We start from the raw sequence: 17,290 nt of genomic DNA, 5'->3' as shown, positions 1-17,290 counted from the left end.
CTCAGAAGATGCCGTCGCCGTCTTCGTCGCGATCGAACGGCTCAAAGGTCAGGCCGAAGCGGGAGCGAGCGGCGACGTTGATCATCTGACGCTCGCGGTATGCGACCTTCCCGGCCGCGTTCAGCGCCTTGCGATACGTGTTCTCGGGATCGACTGCGGAGTTCGCTTCCACGACCTCACAGAGGCGGACGTACTCGTCGACCAGCTCATGCAACGTCATGTGCGCGGCAGACGTCATGAGCCCCGCAGCTTTGACCCGAAATGCGTCTGCAGGGGCCTGGGTCGTTGCGATGTCGTTTCTGGTGCTGATCATCGTAGGTCTCCATCGGGCGGCGGATGCGCCGTGATCTGATTGCTGCGGGGAAGGCGCGGGTCCGTGGTCCGAACCCGCGATGAGGTTCAGCCGGCGGCGAGGAGGCGGGGATCGGCGGAGCGATCGTCATCGGGGAGGGGCATCGCGAACGCCCAGCCGGCGCCGGCCAGCGCGTCGTCGTTGACCTCGCGTTCCAGCCAGCGGTTTTCGACCCAGGGCGGGAGCGACACGGAGGCGATGAACGGCGGGTAAGAAGGCCACTCGTCGCGTTCGAGACAGGTCTGCCAGAGCTTCAGCGCGGCGGAGACCTTCTTGTCGGCGAGCGTCAGAACCGCCTCGTCGGGCTCCACGATCGACAGTGCGCCAGGGCCGGCGCGCTCCTGGCTCATCAGGAAGCAGCGGATCGGCGGGCAGCGCGGCCCGAGCACGCGCCGGAGCCCGCGCCGGTAGAAGGCGAGCTGGACGTCATACCCCATGTTGAAGACCTGCCGGCCGATGACATCGGGCGCAGCGCTGCGATCGGTGCTCTTGAAGTCGACGATGGCGATGAACTCGGGGAAGACCCGCAGGATGTCGAGCTTCGCCCGGCACCAGAGGACGCCTTCCCGCCAGATGGCGGTTTGCTCGAAGATCGCGCCGGCATCGAACAGGCCGGCCAGCTCGGGGAAGCGATCGACCTCGACGCGAGCGATGGCGACCAGACGCTGGGCGGCTTCGAAGTCCTTCTTCAGCAGCGGGATCTTGCCGGCCTCCCGTGCGCTGTCCCGCGCCTCCTTCGAGGCGTTCGTCGACCACTTCGGGAAATCGAGGGCGACGATGTCCCGCCCGTGACCGAGCAGCATGGCGTGCATGGCCGAACCGACGTCGAGGGTGGACGCCTTCTCCTCCTCGGTGTCGGGGTTCAGGCGGGGGTGCGCGGCCCAGGCGTGCTTGGGCGAGGCATCAAGAAGCAGGCGGGCGATGGTCGAAGACAGCGACGGCGTCTCGCACAAGGCGTCCGCGTGATAGTCGGCGTCGTCGATCGCATAGAGGCCGGGCGCCGTGATCGGCACGCCGGGCTCGTGTTTGGAAAGCTGGATCATGTGAGGCTCCATCAGCAAACTGCTGGCGATGAAGCCAAGGTACATCACGTACCCATCAAGTCAACACAGAATGTACCCAGCCGGAATTTTTCTCCGCATGGTTAAGCGCTGGGTACGAAAAAGCCCGCACGAGGCGGGCTTTAGGTTGTCGGGATAGGGGAGGCTTCCTGCTACGGCTTCGGTATCAGGTCGTCGAACATGCCAGCCTTGGACGGGGACTCCGTCAGGCCCTCACACCGGAGCTTGCCCGCCTCGGGATAGCAGACCCGGTGTTGCCCGAAGATGCGATCCTTCAAGAACGTGTAGCCCCTCGCGTTCGGGATTGCCTCGAACCGAAAGAACCAAGCTCCCAGGAACGTGGCGACCACAACGATCGCTGCGATCGCCGACCTGTTTCGGCTAGCGCTCTCCGCCATCAACCTTGCTGGTCCGAGTGTGGAAGAGGCTGGTCCCGGTCCCGGCCTGGGGGTCGAGGATCAGCTCATTCTTGGCGAGCACCTTGCCTTTCTGTATGGCCGCGACGCGCTCCTTTTTCTCAAACCGCCGGAGCTGCCCGGAGCGGAGCGTCACCCATATTTCGCCGATCCACTCCAGCCTGACGGCCTCGATTGTCTTGGCGTTGAAGCTCGCGAGGTTGACAGTTCCAGGCTCCGATCCGCGTTCGATCCGCTTTAGAAAGCGGCGCCCGTCGGTCGTGCGAACGGCGGCCTCTTCGCCGAGGAAGGCGCTCAGCGGGCGGCGCTGCTCGCGATAGACGATAATCACGTCGTCCTCGTCGTAGCGTGGCAGCATGCTGTCGCCGCGAATTTCGAAGCCGATCATGTCCTCGGGCATCGGGAAAGGTAGTTCGACCTCGAACAGCCCTTCCGGCGGCACCTGTTCGAACTCCGGCGTTATCTCGGCTCCGGCGCCGATGTAGCCCATGATCGGTGCGATCGACCCGCCTTGCACGCCGAGCGCATTACGCCCGAAGGCGAGCCATTCCGGGCTAACCCTGAACGCCTTCGCGTATTTCCCCAACTCATCGAGGGGAATGCCGCGGATCGCGTTCTCGTGGCTCTTGTAGGTGTTCTCGTTCCAGCCGAGTTCGCGCGCAGCCTCTCGCGGGGACGTGAAACCCCGCTTCGCTCTCGCTTCCTTCAGCCGATCTGCAATCGCGTCATTTGCCATGATACATTCTGTACCCCCTTGACGGGTACAATTGGTGCGCCCAATAGTGGGTACTTACCGTACCGGGGCCAGCTATGACGCACACCGAGATGATAGACAAATGGCCGTCGCTCGCGGACTTCGCTGCCGATATCGGCGTGGAGTACGGGACGGCCAAGCAGATGCGGCGGCGCGACAGCGTCGCCGGTCGATACTGGCTGACGATGCAGGAGGCGGCGAAGCGGCGCGCGATTTCCGATGTCACCGTCGGGACCCTTGCTGCTGCTGCTGCGGCTCAGTCACCTAGCTTTGCCTCCAGGGGCGAGGCCGCATAGCCATGCGCCTCGCCATTCATCCGACGCCGATTGGCGCGGCATCCGCAAATGCGGGCGTCGAGATAGGCGCCCCAATGCCCCGCAGGATTGCCGTCCTGCGGCTGCGCTCGATTGCCGTCGAGCGCGTCCAAGAAGTCGAGCTGTCGCGCAGCCTGCGTCTCCATCTGCCGATCTTGGCTTTGGAGACCCCGCCATGTCCGCCTCGCAGCTTTCCGTCCGCGCCAAATCTCTTTCCGCAGGCGCCAGAATGAGCCTCACCGTCAATCACGACCGCGCCGCGCTGCACGAGTCCATCGAATGGCTCGAACACCTGACGCTCTCGGAGTTCCGCGGCCGGGGCGACACCGTTGGCGCAGCTCGAGCACGGCTGGCGAGGCGGATCGGACTGAAGGTCTCCTACGCCGACCGGCTCTGGAACAAGGCCAAGGAAATGACCGGCGTGGCCGGCGGTGCCTACCGGGCCCTCAAGCAAGCCTACGAGGACCAGTCACAGTGCGTCCAATCACAAGCAGACCACTACCGCGCGCTGCGGGAAGCGCTGCGCCATGAAGCTCCTCTGGAGCCTCGCGCAACTGCTTTGGCACTGGACGATGTGGACCCTCCGCATCCCGGTCAGCCCCCGGCGAAGCCAGAAGGATCGGCGTCCCGCCGATGAATGACGCGGCCGAGGCCGCATAGATCAAACCGGAGCACGACATGGACGAGGCAGAAGACAAACTGGCCGCCGAGCTGAACGCGGTCGTTCGCGATACCCTGTTGACCCACATTCGCTCGATGCAGGCGCCCTGGGCGAAGCTGCGGCAGAGCGAACAGCAAGACACGATCGCGGCGATCGAACAGACCGCCCGCGATGTCGTCCGCCAGTCTTGCGAGACGATTGCACGCCGCGGCTTCGACGGCCTGCGCATCCAGTTGAAGGATCTCAACGTCAAGGACGGCCGGATCAAGGGCAAGTTCGAGGCGGCGATGACCGGCGAGAACGTCACGCTCCTCGCCGAGCATGAGAACTCCTCCGCCTACGTCGTCCTCGCCGACCCTGCCGACTTCATGCAGGGCGCTTGGGCAAAGGCCGATCCTGACCAGCCGGAAATCCCGCTGGAGTCGCCCGAGGACGAGGGCGAGGAAGCCGAGGACGACCAACGCCGCGCGCCGCGCCGGACCAAGGCCGCAGCCTGATGGCCGGGGGCGACGTCGTCATCATCAGAGTACCCGGCGACGTCGTCCCTTGGGCGCGCGCCGGCAAGATGGGAGCCCGGCAGTTCACGCCGAAGAAGCAGGCGAACTTCATGTCCATCGTTCGCGACCTGTCCGCGAAGGCGATGGAAGGGCGCAAGCTCTTCGACGGGCCGATCTCCCTCCACATCATCGCGGTCTACTCCTGGCCGTCGAGCACGACGAAGAAGCGCCGCGCCGAGCCGCACGGGGCCTGGAAGTTCACCAAGCCTGACGCGACCAATATCCAGAAGCTGCCCGAAGACGCGATGAACGGCATCGTCTGGACCGACGACGCGCGGATCGCGGAATGGTCGGGCCTGAAGGTCTACGGCGAGAAGCCCGGCCTCGTCATCGAGGTCTCTTCGCTGGAGGGCATCGAGCCCCCGAGGGTGGAGGGCTGGCTGTGAGCGACCTCCTCACGGCAGCAGCGGCGCTCGTGCGCTCTGTCCAGGCCGACAACTCCCATCACGGCGGCCTCATCACCCGCGACACGATCCGCAAGAGCGACGAGCTGCGGATCGCGATCGAGAAGGTGCCGAGGGCCGTGGAATGACGTCTCGGGCCTGGAGCTGGCGACATGCGATCCTCGACTCCACGCTGGAGCCGACGACGCGCCACGTCCTCCTCACGATCTCATGCTACATGAACGACGTCGGGGGAGCCTGCTACCCGACGATCGAGACCCTCGTTGCCTCAACGGGGCTGTCTGAGCGAGCCGTCTTCAAGCACATCAAGCTCGCCGAGGCGCTCGGATGGCTCTCGCTCAAGAAGCACGGGTTCAAGGGCCAGCGCTGGGCGAACAATGAGTACGCCGCGAAGTGGCCCGACCTTGTGGAAAAGATCGCGCAGCCGGCCCCCAAGCCTCGGAAATCCAGAACAAAATCGGCTTCGACTGAAGAAGCGATGCCTGTGGAGAACGAGAGCGAGGACCTGTTCTCAAACGCCGCAGAACGTGGGGAAGGTCCTGCACCACGTGCAGTACCTTACGTCGAAGGCGAAGACGACGCTCCGACGGCCGAAAACACGGGGAAGGTCCTGCACCACGTGCAGCAAGGTCCTGCACCAAAGAGCACAAAGGTCCTGCACCACGTGCATACTATCCTTCCAGTTAATCCTTCCAAGATCCTTCCAGAGGCGCGCGAGCGCGCCGGGAGGGGGGAGAGCTTCTCCAAATTTTGGAACGAGTGGCCAACCGCCAACCGACCGGACAATCGCGATCACGTCCGGAAGCTCTTCGAGAAGCTGACCCCGGCCGATCAACTCGTCGCTCAGGACTGCGCCGAGACCTACCGCCGTGTCTGCGCAACCCGCGGCGACCTGCCGAAGATGGTCTCGTTCCTCAAGGATCGTCTTTTCGAGGATTTCCACGACGCCCCGCCGATCGATCGGGACGGCGACTTCGTCATCACGCCGGGCCGGCCGGAATGGCAGGCGTGGCTTGGCGACGTCCGAGCATCCTTCGGCGAGCCGGGCGTCCAGTCGTCGATCCGGCTGGGTCGGATCGTGCGCAAGGACCGCTGGCCGACCGGACACGAGGCGGGCCGCCGGGCCGGCGAGGTGGCGGCATGACCCGCCCGGCCGACACCCTCGGCGCCGTCGCGCTGCGGCTCATGCTGAACGAGAACAAGGACCCGCCCGAGATCGCCCGGCTCCTGACGGCGCAGCACAGCGCGCACGGCCGCACGATCACGCCGGACGAGGCGCGCGAACTCTACCAGGACGAATTTCGGAAGGGACGGGTCGGGCGATGACGAGGCCGCAAAATGAAATCGCCGCTCAGAGCCGGAGCGCTCCGAGCGGCGACTTGATGGGAAGATCGACCCTCGACGCTTCCTGGTCCGAAAACTACCGCTACGGCGGCGATCCTTCAAGGTATGAGAGGGGCGTGCGATGACACTGCCGAAATGGGCCGAGCGCCTGGAGCCCGTCGACATCGAAGGCGCTGCGCGCATTCTCGGCGTGTCCCGCCGGGGCATGAGCGAAATCCTCAAGAAGCACCCGTTCTATGAAAAGCGCGGGAACAGGAAAGTGCTCTACCCCGAGCACATCGAGCAGATCAGGGAGTCGATGGCTTGGCAGGGCTCACACCGAAAAAGCGTGACGGCTGGTGGTACGCGGTCGGTTCGGTTGGTGGACGTCGCATCCGCCAAAGCCTTGGCACTCGCGACCGCGGGGAAGCGAAGGAAGCCATCTCTCAACTAGCGGCGCGCCTCTTCAAGGCGAAGACCTACGGCGAGGACACGATCCGCACCTTCGCCGAAGCGTTCATCAGCTACGTGGAGGGCGGCGGCGAGAACCGCTACTCCGAGCCGATCGTCAGGCACTTCGGCGACTGGGAGCTGTCGAAGATCAAGCCCGGCGACATCACGGCGGCGGCGCGCAAGCTCAAGCCCGACGCCAACGCTGCCACCCGCAATCGCCAAGTCATCACGCCGACCCGCGCCATCATCAACCACGCGGCCAATCTCGGCTGGTGCCCGATGATCCGGGTGAAGCACTTCAAGGTCGAGACGTCGCGCCGCGTGTCGGTGGAGCGGAGCTGGATCGACGCCTTCGTCGCCCAGGCGGACGCCGACGGTCTGCCGCACCTGTCCGCGATCGTGCTGATGATGTTCCAGACGGGGACGCGCGTGTCGGAAGCGTGCCGGGTGAAGCCGGCCGACCTCGACCTCGACAAGCGGGTGATCGTCCTCAACAAGACGAAGACCGGAACCTTCCGTCCCAAGCACATCACGCGCGAGCTGGCCGACCGGATCGGCGCGTTGGATCTCGATCCAGAGAAGCCCGTGTTCGGCTACGCCGATCGGTTCGGCGTGCGCAACCGGATGATCGCGGTGTGCCGGCGGGCAGGGATCGAGTTCGTTTCGCCGCATCAGGCGGGCCGGCACAGCTTCGCGACGAATGCGCTCGCGATGGGCGCGACGCTGAAGGATGCGATGGAAGCGGGCGACTGGAAGTCGTCGCGGCTGTTCCTGGAGACCTACGCGAAAAGCGAGAAGGCTGGACAGATCACCGCAGACCTGTTCGATGCTCAGAACGAGACCAGCGTTTCGCCGAACGGGCACAAAACTGACACAGAGGGAAAGTGATGGACCTGGAACCCCTGCGGCATAAGGCTTTGCGCTCGTCGAGCCCTACCTTGCCAAGGTTGGGGTCGAGGGTTCGAATCCCTTCGCCCGCTCCAATTTTTCGGACATTCGATCATCGGATGTCTGGTCATCACCAGATCCAGACAGAGCACGCGGCGGTCCTTTCGGGCCGCTTTTTCGTTTTGCGCTCCGGTTTCGTGTCGTGCGGTGCCGCGTGTGAGGGATCGACGATCCGGCGGAAGAAGGCTTCAGCTTGGCAGCCCAGGAAACCTCGCTCTATCTGCCGATCAAGCGATTCCTCGAAGGGCTCGGCTATGCGGTGAAGGGAGAGATCGGCGGCTGCGACCTTCTCGGCCTATCGCCGGACGAGCCGCCGGTCGTCGTGATCTGCGAACTGAAGCTGTCCTTCAACCTCGAACTCGTCCTCCAGGCGGTCGATCGGGCCGCGGCGGCCGACGAGGTCTGGCTCGCGGCCAGCCTGTCGCGGCGGGGCAAGGGGCGAGAAAGCGACGCACGGTTCCGGCAGCTCTGCCGACGGCTCGGCTTCGGCCTCATCGCGGTCGGTGGAGACGGCGCCGTCCACCTGCTCTTGAGCCCGGCGGCGCCCGCGCCGCGCCGCGATCCCCGCCGTCGCTCGCGCCTCGTCGACGAGCATCGGCGACGCCGCGGCGATCCCGTCGCGGGGGGCGGCTCGAAGGCGCCCATCATGACGGCCTACCGGCAGGACGCGCTCGCCTGCGCGCGGCGTCTGGCCGAAGGACCCCTTCGGCCTCGCGATCTCGTCGACATCGCGCCGAAGGCCGCTTCCATGCTCCAGCGCAACGTCTACGGCTGGTTCGAGCGTCGCGAGCGCGGCATCTACGGATTGACGCCGGCCGGGCACGAGGCGATCGCCCGGTGGCCCGAACGCCCCGAAACCCCGCCGGCCTGACCGACGGGGCGCGGCCATCGCGCAGGCAGCGTCGTCTCACGCGGCGGATGCGTCGCCTTCGATCATCTCGCGGATCTTCGTCGCCAGCGACTCGAAGACGAAGGGCTTCGTCACGATGTCCATCCGGTCGCCCAGGAAATCGCCGCGCACGGCGGCCTTTTCGGCATAGCCGGTGACGAACAGGATCTTCAGCTCCGGCCGGACGCTCCGGGCGACCTCGGCGAGCTGACGTCCGTTCATGCCGGGCAGGCCGACATCCGTCATCAGGAGATCGATCCGGCCATCGCCCTTCAGATAGGGGATCGCCTCGTCGGCGCTGGCGGCTTCGATCGCGCGATAGCCGAGATCCTCCAGCACATCGACGACGAGCATGCGAACGAGCGCCTCGTCCTCGACCACGAGAACCGTCTCGCCGTCGCCCTTGGGTGCCTGCATGTCCTCTCCATCCTCGATCGCCTCGGCCGGTTCGGCGAAACGGGGCAGGACGAGGCTCATCACCGTTCCCTCGCCTTCTCTGCTCTTCACCGTCACGTGCCCGTTCGACTGCTTGGCGAAGCCGTAGATCATGGACAGGCCGAGGCCTGTTCCCTGACCGACCGGCTTGGTCGTGAAAAACGGTTCGAAGACCTTCTTCAGGGTTTGTGCGGACATGCCGATCCCGGTGTCGGCGACGTCGATCTGGATGTAGTCGCCGGGGGCGAGGCCTTCCAGCTGCCGCGCCTCCGTGGCGCCGAACGTCCGGTTGCGCGTCGCGACGGTCAGCCGGCCGCCCTCGGGCATCGCGTCGCGCGCGTTGATCGCGAGATTGAGCATCGCGCTCTCCAGCTGGTTCGCGTCGGTGCGGCTCGGCCAGAGATCGGGTGCAAGGCGCGTCTCCACGAGGACGTTCTCGCCGAGCGTCCGGCGCATCAGTTCCTCCAGCCCGGCGACGACGCCGTTGACGTCGGTCGCCTTGAGGTCGAGCGACTGGCGACGTCCGAAGGCGAGGAGACGGGCGGTGAGGCCGGCCGCCCGTTGGGCCGAGGTCATGGCGGCGTCGAGATAGCGCGGCACGCGCTCCATCTCGTTGGCGGCGATGCGGCGTCGCATCAGATCGAGCGATCCGACGACCCCGGCGAGCATGTTGTTGAAATCATGCGCGATGCCGCCGGTGAGCTGGCCGATGGCCTCCATCTTCTGGCTCTGGCGGAGCGCGTCCTCGGTCGCGCGCTGCTCGGTGATGTCGCGGCCGATCGCATAGAAGTTGCCGGCCTCGGGCGAAGCCGTCCAGGAGATCTGGCGATAGGCGCCGTCCCGGGAGCGGAAGCGGTTCTCGAAGCGAAGCGTCATCGCGCCGTCTTCGAGCTTGCGCATTTCGGCAAGGGTCGGAGCGATGTCGTCGGGATGGACGAGGTCGAGGAAGTTGAGCGCGAGAAGCTCGGGCTCCGTCCAGCCCAGCATGGCGGTCCAGGCGTGGTTCACCGCCAGGAGCCGGCCTTCGATGTTGCAGACGTCCATGAGGTCGGAGGAGAGCCGCCACATGCGGTCGCGCTCGGCGGTGCGCTCGGCGACGCGCTGTTCCAGCGTTTCGTTGAGATGGCGCAGATCCGTGGCGGCGCGTTCCTCGGCCTCCAGCATGGTGCGCGCCTGGTATTGGCGCCGGCGCCCGCGGATCGCCGAGCGGGCCGCGCTGAGGAGCGTTTCCGCGTTGATCGGGCGTTCCAGGAGGATGACGTTGCCGAGATGGTCCAGGATCTCGGCGGCTCGGCCCGGACGCGGGCCGACGCGCTTGGATGCGAGGACCACCACCGGCAGATCCGACCAGATCGGCTGGCGGTCGATCCAGTCGAGGAAGCGGTCGAGTCCGTCGACCGTCAGGGCCTCCTCGGTGAGGAGAACGCCGCCCGCGCCCTCGTCGAGACGGGCGCAGAGCGCGGCGAGATCAAGACAGGCGAGCGCCTCGAGACCGCCTGCCGCCAGAACCCTCGTCGCCACGTCGCCGTCGCGCCCGCGCGGCGCGAGGACGAGAATCCGTTCGTCCGATGCGCTCACTCCGGTCGGCCGTCCAGGACGTCGTCGTTCAACATGGCCATGCCGCCCTTGTAGGAGGGAAGACCCGTCAGGACCCCCTCGAAATCGTTCAGCGAGTCGCCGACGGTCAGCCCGTCCGGACCGAGGCGGAACTCGCGGATCGCGCGCTCATGCGCGCTGGTGCGGCTCTTCACGGCGGCGATGGCCGTGCGGACCTTTCCTTGCGCCTCGAAGAAGCGGAAGAGGAGAATGGCGTCGCTGAGATAGCTGAGATCGATATCCGAGCGCATGTCGCCGACGAGACCATGCTGTCCGAGGATCAGAAGCGTCGTGACGCCCTGCTGGCTGAGATAGGTCAGGATCTCGTGCATCTGAAGCAGCAGGAACTGCTCGCCGGGCATGGCGTGCAGATAGGCGTTCAGGCTGTCCACGACGAGAAAGCGCGAGCCCGCCTCGACGGCGTGGCGGACCCGGCTCGTGAACTCGCCCGGCGAGAGTTCGGCCGGATCGATCTGGTGGAGGGCGAGCTGCCCGCTCTCCAGGAAGGGCCGGATGTCCATCCCGAGCATGGCCGAGCGCGACATCAGCGTTCCGAGACCCTCGTCGAAGAGGTAGTAGGTCGCCTTCTCGCCGCGCTGCAACGCCGCCAGCATGCAGCGGACGGCGGTCGTCGTCTTGCCGACGCCGGAGGGACCCGACAGAAGCGTGTTGGTTCCCGGCGCAAGGCCCCCGCCGAGCAGGGCGTCGAGCTTTTCGTTGCCAGTCGAGGCATGGGCGCCGTCGAACGCCTTGTGATGTTCGGCCGCCACGAGGCGGGGAAACACGAGGAGCCCGCCGGTGTCGAGGTTGAAGTCGTGGTAGCCGCCGCGGAACTTGATGCCGCGCATCTTCACCACGCGCAGGCGCCGTCGCTCCGGGCCGAACTCCCGCGCATTCTGCTCCAGCGAGATGACCCCGTGGGCGATCGAGTGAAGCTGCAGGTCGTTGCCGTCGGAGGTGCGGTCGTCGAGCATGAGCACGGTGCAGCGCCGGCTGGAGAAGAACTGCTTCAAGGCGAGGATCTGCCGGCGGTAGCGCAATGGGTTCTGCGCCAGCAGCCGCATCTCGGAGAGGCTGTCGAAGACGACGCGGCGCGGGCGCATCTCCTCGACCTTGCGCATGACGCCCTTGGTGGTCTCGCCGAGTTCCACTTCGGACGGATGCAGGATCGACTGTTCGCTGTCGGGATCGAGCCCGTCCTCGCCGACGAGCTCGAAGATCGACAGCGCATCCAGCGACCAGCCATGGGTGGCGGCGACGGCGCGAAGCTCCTCGGCCGTTTCCGAAAGGGTGATGTAGAGACCGCTTTCGCCCGCCGCCACGCCGGCGAGGAGGAACTGGAGCGACAGCGTGGTCTTGCCCGTGCCGGGCGTTCCCTCGACGAGATAGAGCCGGTCCGGCGTCAGACCCGCGCCGAGGATGTGATCGAGGCCCGCGATGCCGGTCGACACGGGAGCCTCGGCCAGTCTGGGAACGGGAGTCAGGTCGTCTCGAACGTCGGGCATCATCGTCTCTATCAATCGGTTGGTGATTCCTAGCACGGCTTTTGACGCCTCCGACATGAACCTTGACAGGACAAATGCGATTTCGGCCAGCCAATCGGTAGGTGGCTACATTCAACCTCGTCGTGTGAAGGCCGGTGCGAATTCCCGTCTTCCGGGCGGCGACAGCGCAGGCGCCTTCGGTGTTTCGCCTTGCGCGGCGGTCCATGCCGGGGCATCTCACGCGCTTGGTCCGATCGTCCCCTGGAGCGCCCACGTGACCCGACATCCCGCCGAAAGGCCCTTCGCCTCGATCCACACGCATGGCTTCGTGCGCGTCGGCGTGGCGACGCCGCGAGCCCATATCGCCGATCCCTCCGCCAATGCCGACGCCGTGCTCGACATGCAGCGGCGGGCCGCCGAGGAGGGCATCGATCTCCTGATTTTCCCCGAGCTCAACCTGTCCACCTACGCGATCGACGATCTCCATCTCCAGGAGGCGCTGCTCGACGGCGTCGAAGCGGCCATCGCCGGGATCGTCGCGGCGAGCGCATCCAGCGACGTCGTCCTCGTTCTCGGTGCGCCGCTCCGGCGCCGGGGCCGTCTCTACAACTGCGCGGTCGTGGTGAAGGGCGGCGCGATCCTCGGCGTCGTGCCGAAGACCTTCCTGCCGAACTACCGCGAATATTACGAGAAGCGCTGGTTCGCGTCCGGCGCGGGGTTGGCGGGACTGTCGATCGAGGTCGCCGGCATCGACGCGCCCTTCGGCACGGACCTCCTCTTCGCCTGCCGCACGCTGCCGGGCTTCGTGTTCCATGTGGAGATCTGCGAGGATTACTGGGCGCCGACGCCGCCCTCGACGCTCGGTGCGCTCGCGGGCGCGCTGATCCTCTGCAATCTCTCGGCCTCGCCGATCGTGGTGGGCAAGTCCGAGGACCGGCATGTCCTCGGCGCCTCGCAGGCGATGCGCACCTCCTCGGCCTATGTCTATTCGGCGGCCGGCTCGGGCGAGAGCACCAACGATCTCTCCTGGGACGGGCAGGGCATGATCTACGAGCTCGGCGACCGCCTCGCGCAGACGCCGCGCTTCCAGCGCGAGCCGCAGCTGATCGCGGCCGACGTCGACACGCAGCGCCTCCACCAGGAGCGCCTGCGCATGCCGACCTTCAACGATGCCGCGGTGCTGTCCGGCCATCCCGAGACCACGTTCCGCCGCATCGGCTTCGAGCATGCGCCGGCCCATCCCCCGGAAACCCTGCGCCGTCCGCTCCGGCGCTTTCCCTATGTGCCGAACCATCCCGATCGCCTCGACGCCGATTGTTTCGAGGCCTTCAACATCCAGGTCCACGGCCTCGTGCGGCGCTTCGAGGCGACGTCGGGCGATCGCATGGTGATCGGCGTCTCCGGCGGCCTTGATTCGACCCATGCCCTGATCGTGGCCGCCAAGGCTTGCGACATTCTCGGCCTGCCCCGGACGACGATCCTCGGCTTCACCATGCCCGGCTTCGCCACGGGGGAGGGGACGAAGGCGAACGCCTGGACGCTGATGCGCGCGCTCGGCATCGAGGCGGACGAGATCGACATCCGTCCCGCGGCGCGCCAGATGCTGGCCGACATGGGCCATCCCTTCGCGGAGGGCGAGCCGGTCTACGACATCACCTTCGAGAACGTGCAGGCCGGCCTTCGCACCGACTATCTCTTCCGTCTCGCCAACCAGCGACGCGGCTTCGTCATCGGGACGGGCGATCTCTCCGAACTCGCGCTCGGCTGGTGCACCTATGGGGTCGGCGACCAGATGAGCCATTACGGCGTCAATGCCGGCGTGCCGAAGACGCTCATCCAGTATCTCATCCGCTGGACGGTCGCGACGCGTCAGTTCGACGAGGCGACCGGCGAGGTGCTCACCGCGATCCTCGCCACCGAGATCTCGCCCGAGCTCGTGCCGGCCGATGCGCAAGGCGCGATCCAGAGCACGGAATCCAAGGTCGGCCCCTACGAGCTGAACGATTTCTTCCTGTTCCACACGATGCGCAACGGCGCGCCGCCGGCCAAGGTCGCCTTCCTCGCCTGGCAGGCCTGGCGCGACGTCGCGGCCGGACACTGGCCAGCGAACTTTCCGGAGGCCAAGAGGAACCAGTACGATCTCGCAACGATCCGCCTCTGGCTGGAGCGGTTCCTCGTCCGGTTCTTCCAGACGAGTCAGTTCAAGCGCACCGCCATGCCGAACGGGCCGAAGGTCTCGGCCGGCGGCAGCCTCAGCCCACGCGGCGACTGGCGTGCGCCCTCGGACGGAACGGCCGCCGTCTGGCTGCAGGATCTCGAACGCGTGCCGAAAGCGGATCCGGAGCGCTGAGGCCGGAGCGAGCGGCGGCCCCGGTCAGGCGACGTGCCGGTTCGACCGCGGAGCCGCTTCAACCTCTTGGCCGGGCGCGAAGGGGCTTCCCGCCGAAAAGGTCTCGGTGAAGCGCGCGACCTCGGCGGCCGGCATCGGACGGCTGATCAGGTAGCCCTGACCGGCGTCGCAGCCCATGGCCTGCAGCATGCGAAGCTGGGCGTGCGTCTCGATGCCCTCGGCCGTCACCACGGTGCCGAGGCGGCCCGCGAGATCGCGCACCGTCTGCACGATCGCCGCCGCCTCGCGGTTGTGAATCATCTCGGCCACGAAGGACCGGTCGATCTTGATCCGCCGGAACGGGAAGCTGCGCAGATAGCTCAGCGAGGAATAGCCCGTACCGAAATCGTCGAGCGAGATCGAGACGCCGAGAGCCACGAGCCGGTGCAGCGTCTTGGCGGCGGCGGGCTGATCGAGAAGCACGGTTTCGGTGATCTCGATCTCCAGCCGCGACGGCGACAGGCCCGAATCTGCGAGGGCCGATTCCACTTCGCCGGCGACGTCGCAGAGCTGGATCTGGGCCGGCGACAGGTTGACCGCGACGGTGAGATGGCTCGGCCAGGCGACCGCCTGACGGCAGGCCTCGCGAAGCACCCAGCGCCCGAGCGGCCCGATCGCTCCGGTCTCCTCCGCAATCGGTATGAAGGTGGCGGGCGGCACGGCGCCGCGCACGGGATCGTTCCAGCGCAGGAGAGCCTCGTATCCCGCCAGCCGGCAGGTCGACAGATCCACGACCGGCTGGAAATGGAGTTCGAGCTTCTCCTCGCGGACCGCCTCGTCCAGGTCCTGGGCGAGCGTCTTGCGCTCCACCTTCTCGGCCTGAAGCTCGGGCGAGAAGAAGCGGATCGTGCCGCGGCCGAGCGCCTTGGCCTGGTAGAGCGCCATGTCGGCGTGATCGAACAGAAGCGCGGCATCCTTATCGGTGTTGCCGAGCGCGATGCCGATGCTGGCGCCGACGGACACCTGCCGGTCCCGGATGGGGAAGGGGGCCTTGAAGGCGGCCAGCGCAGCTTCGGCCAGGCGCTCGAGGTCGCATCGTCCCGCGATGTCGCGCTTGATGATGGCGAACTCGTCGCCGCCCAGCCGGGCGAGAACGTCGCCGGCATCGATGCACGCGCCCAGGCGCGCGGCCACGAGCTTGAGCAGTTCGTCACCGGCCTGATGGCCCTGGCCGTCGTTCACCTCCTTGAAATTGTCGAGATCGATGAGAACGAGGCCGAAGCGGACGGTCTCCACCCGCGCCAGCGCTCCGTCGAGCGTTTCCTGGAAGTGGATGCGGTTGGGAAGGCCGGTCAGGATGTCGTGTCTTGCGGAATGGCGTTCGGCATCGCGCATCTTGCGCTCCTGCCGCATCAGGTTCAGCCCGAGCAGGACGGCGACGAGAACGCTGAGATCGACGGCGAGAACCATGACGACGACGAGCACCAGCTCGCCGCGCCAGGTTTCGAGCACGACGCTCGGATTGTTGCGCACGACGACCATGGCCGGGTAGGCTTCGAGCTGTGCGACCACGGTGCCGTCGTCGTCCTCGATCTCCCCGTAGGTGCGGACCGTCCCGGGGTCGCGCAGGATGAAGCTCTCGCGGTAGCGCAGCGCGCCCGCGATGTCGGCGATGCGGCCGAGATCCCCGGGTTCGCGGCTGGACAGGATCTTTCCGTCGTCCCGCATGAGGAGGATGTTGTCGACGGCCTCGACGTCGATGTCGCGATAGAGCTTCTGGAAGTAGCCGGTGTCGATGCCCGCGATCAGGATGCCGACGAAATGGCCCTGCGGATCGGAGATGCGGCGCGCGACATAGATGTTGCTGCGGTCGTCGTCGCGGTTGAGGATGGGTTCGCTGACGAAGGTCTCGAGCCCGTCATCCTTCGAGAGCGCCTTGAAGTAGTCGCGCTGGGAAAGATCGAATTTCGGCGCGGGGAAGGACCGCGAAGTCGAAACGATCCGGCCTTTGTCGTCGACGAGCGAGATCCAGGTGACGAAGTTCACCGCGGCCGTGTCGCGCACGAGCATGTCGTGGACGAACCGTTCCTTGCCGGCGATCTCCAGGGCGAAGCGATCGTTCAGTCCGAAGCCGGCGAGGCGGCCGATGATGTTGCGATGGACGATGTCGACGGTCTGGAAGGATCGGTCCGTCTGCTTGGACAGGAGGGCCGCGAGGTTGCGGATGTCGCGATCGGAATGCACCAGCGTCGCGTGGCGCTGCGTCGCCATGACGGAGAAGGCGCCGATATTGACGCCGACGACGACGAAGATCGTCAACGCCAGCATCACGACGAGCGCAGGCGTTCTCCGTGAGCCTTCGAATGTGGAGGCCGTTGTCGTCTTCACCGTCGAACGAACCCCCTTCGTAAGTATCGCCCTGCGAACTGCTTTGGGGAAGATGGCGGCGAGAAGTGAAGGTCCGCTTAAGTGATCCCGCTTATTCAGGGCGCGGCGGCAGCGCCGACATCTGGTCGAGGAAGGCCAGGAGGGCGTCGTTGAACGCGGCGGGATCGTCCAGCGTGGCGACATGTCCGGCGTCGAGGACGACATGGCGTGCCAGCCGCAGGCGGCGGGCGAGGACGAGGGCTTCCGATCGGATCGATCCGGCATCGTCGTCGCCCTCGACGACGAGCGTCGGGCAGGCGATCTGTTCGGGATCGGTCGGACGATGCTCGACGATCGCGCCGTAGGTCGCCACGATCGCCGCGTCGGGCATGGCCGTGAAGCCTTCGATGAAGTGGTGGCGCGCCGTTCGTCCGACCCATTGCGGCCCGACGATCCGCCGGGCGAGCGCGAGGCCGAGCCGGGCGGTCCGGCGGCGGCCGAGAAGGCGAAAGACGGGATAGAGGAGCCGCTGCGGATCGAGCGCGGCGATGGTGCGCCGGAGCCAGGGATGCGGGGTCAGCGACCGCGGCGTGTTGGCGAGAACGAGGGCCGCGACCCGGTCCGGCGCCGTGGCCGCGAGGTCCAGCGCCACCATGCCGCCGAGCGACACGCCGCAAACGACGGCGCGGCGGAGGCCGAGATCGGCCATCAGGGCCGCGACGTCCTGCGCCATCAGCCCGATCGTCAGCGTCTCGCTGCCGAGCGGTGTCGCCCCGTGCGCGCGAAGGTCCGGCACGACGATGCGCCGCGTGCCGGCGAGCGCCGCCACCTGCGCGTCCCAGACGGCGCGCGTCTGCACGGCGCCGTGGAGGAAGAGGATCGGCAGCGCCGGCTGGGCGCCGGGCGCTGCCGGATGATCGTCGTGCCGGAGCGGGCGCGGGTCCAAA

Annotated in this window: 18 protein-coding genes; 11 read left to right on the top strand and 7 right to left on the bottom strand. The window is 66.7% G+C overall.

What is annotated here, in order from left to right; all coding sequences use genetic code 11:
• Position 1: 1 nt before the first annotated feature.
• The 3 genes from ASG43_RS03150 to ASG43_RS03135 form a co-directional block, all read right to left on the bottom strand.
• On the bottom strand, positions 2–313 hold the full coding sequence (locus tag ASG43_RS03150; protein WP_156386384.1) for a hypothetical protein: 312 nt from the start codon (positions 311–313) through the stop codon (positions 2–4).
• 86 nt (positions 314–399) lie between these two features.
• Positions 400–1,395 carry a PD-(D/E)XK nuclease-like domain-containing protein gene (locus ASG43_RS03145; RefSeq protein WP_162244663.1) on the bottom strand — a complete coding sequence of 332 codons (996 nt, stop codon included), beginning with the start codon at positions 1,393–1,395 and terminating at the stop codon, positions 400–402.
• Between the two features lie 399 nt (positions 1,396–1,794).
• The gene (locus tag ASG43_RS03135) at positions 1,795–2,565 is read right to left on the bottom strand and encodes an XRE family transcriptional regulator (RefSeq protein WP_056500015.1); all 771 of its coding nucleotides are present in this window, start codon (positions 2,563–2,565) and stop codon (positions 1,795–1,797) included.
• Positions 2,566–2,639: 74 nt separating this feature from the next.
• On the opposite strand from ASG43_RS03135, the gene ASG43_RS03130 reads away from it, so the two are divergent.
• From ASG43_RS03130 to ASG43_RS03090, 10 genes are all read left to right on the top strand, one after another.
• Entirely contained in the window at positions 2,640–2,879 is a 240-nt protein-coding gene (locus tag ASG43_RS03130; protein WP_156386382.1) for a hypothetical protein, read from the top strand.
• Between the two features lie 2 nt (positions 2,880–2,881).
• Positions 2,882–3,130, top strand: a complete 249-nt coding sequence (locus ASG43_RS22510) for a hypothetical protein (protein ID WP_156386381.1) — start codon at positions 2,882–2,884, stop codon at positions 3,128–3,130.
• Complete coding sequence (locus ASG43_RS03125) at positions 3,127–3,534, top strand: hypothetical protein (RefSeq protein ID WP_156386379.1); 408 nt, start codon at positions 3,127–3,129, stop codon at positions 3,532–3,534. Before ASG43_RS22510 ends, ASG43_RS03125 begins: the two co-directional genes overlap by 4 nt.
• A 41-nt stretch (positions 3,535–3,575) precedes the next feature.
• Entirely contained in the window at positions 3,576–4,055 is a 480-nt protein-coding gene (locus ASG43_RS03120; protein ID WP_056500008.1) for a hypothetical protein, read from the top strand.
• Entirely contained in the window at positions 4,055–4,501 is a 447-nt protein-coding gene (locus ASG43_RS03115; RefSeq protein ID WP_056500002.1) for a RusA family crossover junction endodeoxyribonuclease, read from the top strand. Before ASG43_RS03120 ends, ASG43_RS03115 begins: the two co-directional genes overlap by 1 nt.
• Positions 4,498–4,647: a hypothetical protein gene (locus ASG43_RS22505; RefSeq protein ID WP_156386378.1), complete on the top strand. Its 150-nt coding sequence runs from the start codon at positions 4,498–4,500 to the stop codon at positions 4,645–4,647. Before ASG43_RS03115 ends, ASG43_RS22505 begins: the two co-directional genes overlap by 4 nt.
• The gene (locus ASG43_RS03110) at positions 4,644–5,663 is read left to right on the top strand and encodes a helix-turn-helix domain-containing protein (protein WP_056500000.1); all 1,020 of its coding nucleotides are present in this window, start codon (positions 4,644–4,646) and stop codon (positions 5,661–5,663) included. The genes ASG43_RS22505 and ASG43_RS03110 overlap by 4 nt, the downstream gene beginning before the upstream one ends.
• On the top strand, positions 5,660–5,845 hold the full coding sequence (locus ASG43_RS03105) for a hypothetical protein (protein ID WP_056499998.1): 186 nt from the start codon (positions 5,660–5,662) through the stop codon (positions 5,843–5,845). The genes ASG43_RS03110 and ASG43_RS03105 overlap by 4 nt, the downstream gene beginning before the upstream one ends.
• A gap of 321 nt (positions 5,846–6,166) precedes the next feature.
• Entirely contained in the window at positions 6,167–7,183 is a 1,017-nt protein-coding gene (locus ASG43_RS03095) for a tyrosine-type recombinase/integrase (protein WP_156386376.1), read from the top strand.
• A 253-nt stretch (positions 7,184–7,436) separates the two neighbouring features.
• Complete coding sequence (locus ASG43_RS03090; protein WP_348271058.1) at positions 7,437–8,114, top strand: DUF2161 family putative PD-(D/E)XK-type phosphodiesterase; 678 nt, start codon at positions 7,437–7,439, stop codon at positions 8,112–8,114.
• Between the two features lie 36 nt (positions 8,115–8,150).
• On the opposite strand, the gene ASG43_RS03085 is transcribed toward ASG43_RS03090, so the two are convergent.
• Positions 8,151–10,145 carry a PAS domain-containing sensor histidine kinase gene (locus tag ASG43_RS03085; protein WP_056499990.1) on the bottom strand — a complete coding sequence of 665 codons (1,995 nt, stop codon included), beginning with the start codon at positions 10,143–10,145 and terminating at the stop codon, positions 8,151–8,153.
• Positions 10,142–11,668 (bottom strand): ATPase domain-containing protein, encoded by a 1,527-nt coding sequence (locus tag ASG43_RS03080; RefSeq protein ID WP_056501048.1) that lies wholly within the window; start codon positions 11,666–11,668, stop codon positions 10,142–10,144. Before ASG43_RS03080 ends, ASG43_RS03085 begins: the two co-directional genes overlap by 4 nt.
• Before the next feature lie 253 nt (positions 11,669–11,921).
• Here ASG43_RS03080 and ASG43_RS03075 point away from each other — a divergent pair, with 253 nt between their 5' ends.
• Positions 11,922–13,997, top strand: a complete 2,076-nt coding sequence (locus ASG43_RS03075) for an NAD(+) synthase (RefSeq protein WP_056499988.1) — start codon at positions 11,922–11,924, stop codon at positions 13,995–13,997.
• Positions 13,998–14,021: 24 nt separating this feature from the next.
• Here ASG43_RS03075 and ASG43_RS03070 read toward each other — a convergent pair whose 3' ends face one another.
• Together ASG43_RS03070 and ASG43_RS03065 are read right to left on the bottom strand one after the other, a co-directional pair.
• A complete protein-coding gene (locus tag ASG43_RS03070; protein ID WP_162244662.1) occupies positions 14,022–16,364 on the bottom strand; it encodes an EAL domain-containing protein in 2,343 nt (780 codons plus the stop codon).
• Positions 16,365–16,455: 91 nt separating this feature from the next.
• Positions 16,456–17,289 (bottom strand): alpha/beta fold hydrolase, encoded by an 834-nt coding sequence (locus ASG43_RS03065; protein ID WP_056499984.1) that lies wholly within the window; start codon positions 17,287–17,289, stop codon positions 16,456–16,458.
• Position 17,290 lies beyond the last annotated feature (1 nt).

Source organism: Aureimonas sp. Leaf454, from assembly GCF_001424685.1.
Taxonomy (GTDB): domain Bacteria; phylum Pseudomonadota; class Alphaproteobacteria; order Rhizobiales; family Rhizobiaceae; genus Plantimonas.
Note: the sequence above shows the minus strand (reverse complement) of the source record. Positions and strands in the feature narration are given on the sequence as shown.

Excerpts from the sequence above, each read along its gene's own strand:
- ASG43_RS03080 (WP_056501048.1), bottom strand. The coding sequence starts at position 11,668 with ATGCCCGACGTTCGAGACGACCTGACTCCCGTTCCCAGACTGGCCGAG.
- ASG43_RS03110 (WP_056500000.1), top strand. The coding sequence starts at position 4,644 with ATGACGTCTCGGGCCTGGAGCTGGCGACATGCGATCCTCGACTCCACG.
- ASG43_RS03130 (WP_156386382.1), top strand. The coding sequence starts at position 2,640 with ATGACGCACACCGAGATGATAGACAAATGGCCGTCGCTCGCGGACTTC.
- ASG43_RS03145 (WP_162244663.1), bottom strand. The coding sequence starts at position 1,395 with ATGATCCAGCTTTCCAAACACGAGCCCGGCGTGCCGATCACGGCGCCC.
- ASG43_RS03115 (WP_056500002.1), top strand. The coding sequence starts at position 4,055 with ATGGCCGGGGGCGACGTCGTCATCATCAGAGTACCCGGCGACGTCGTC.
- ASG43_RS03120 (WP_056500008.1), top strand. The coding sequence starts at position 3,576 with ATGGACGAGGCAGAAGACAAACTGGCCGCCGAGCTGAACGCGGTCGTT.
- ASG43_RS22510 (WP_156386381.1), top strand. The coding sequence starts at position 2,882 with ATGCGCCTCGCCATTCATCCGACGCCGATTGGCGCGGCATCCGCAAAT.
- ASG43_RS03105 (WP_056499998.1), top strand. The coding sequence starts at position 5,660 with ATGACCCGCCCGGCCGACACCCTCGGCGCCGTCGCGCTGCGGCTCATG.
- ASG43_RS03150 (WP_156386384.1), bottom strand. The coding sequence starts at position 313 with ATGATCAGCACCAGAAACGACATCGCAACGACCCAGGCCCCTGCAGAC.
- ASG43_RS03125 (WP_156386379.1), top strand. The coding sequence starts at position 3,127 with ATGAGCCTCACCGTCAATCACGACCGCGCCGCGCTGCACGAGTCCATC.
- ASG43_RS03135 (WP_056500015.1), bottom strand. The coding sequence starts at position 2,565 with ATGGCAAATGACGCGATTGCAGATCGGCTGAAGGAAGCGAGAGCGAAG.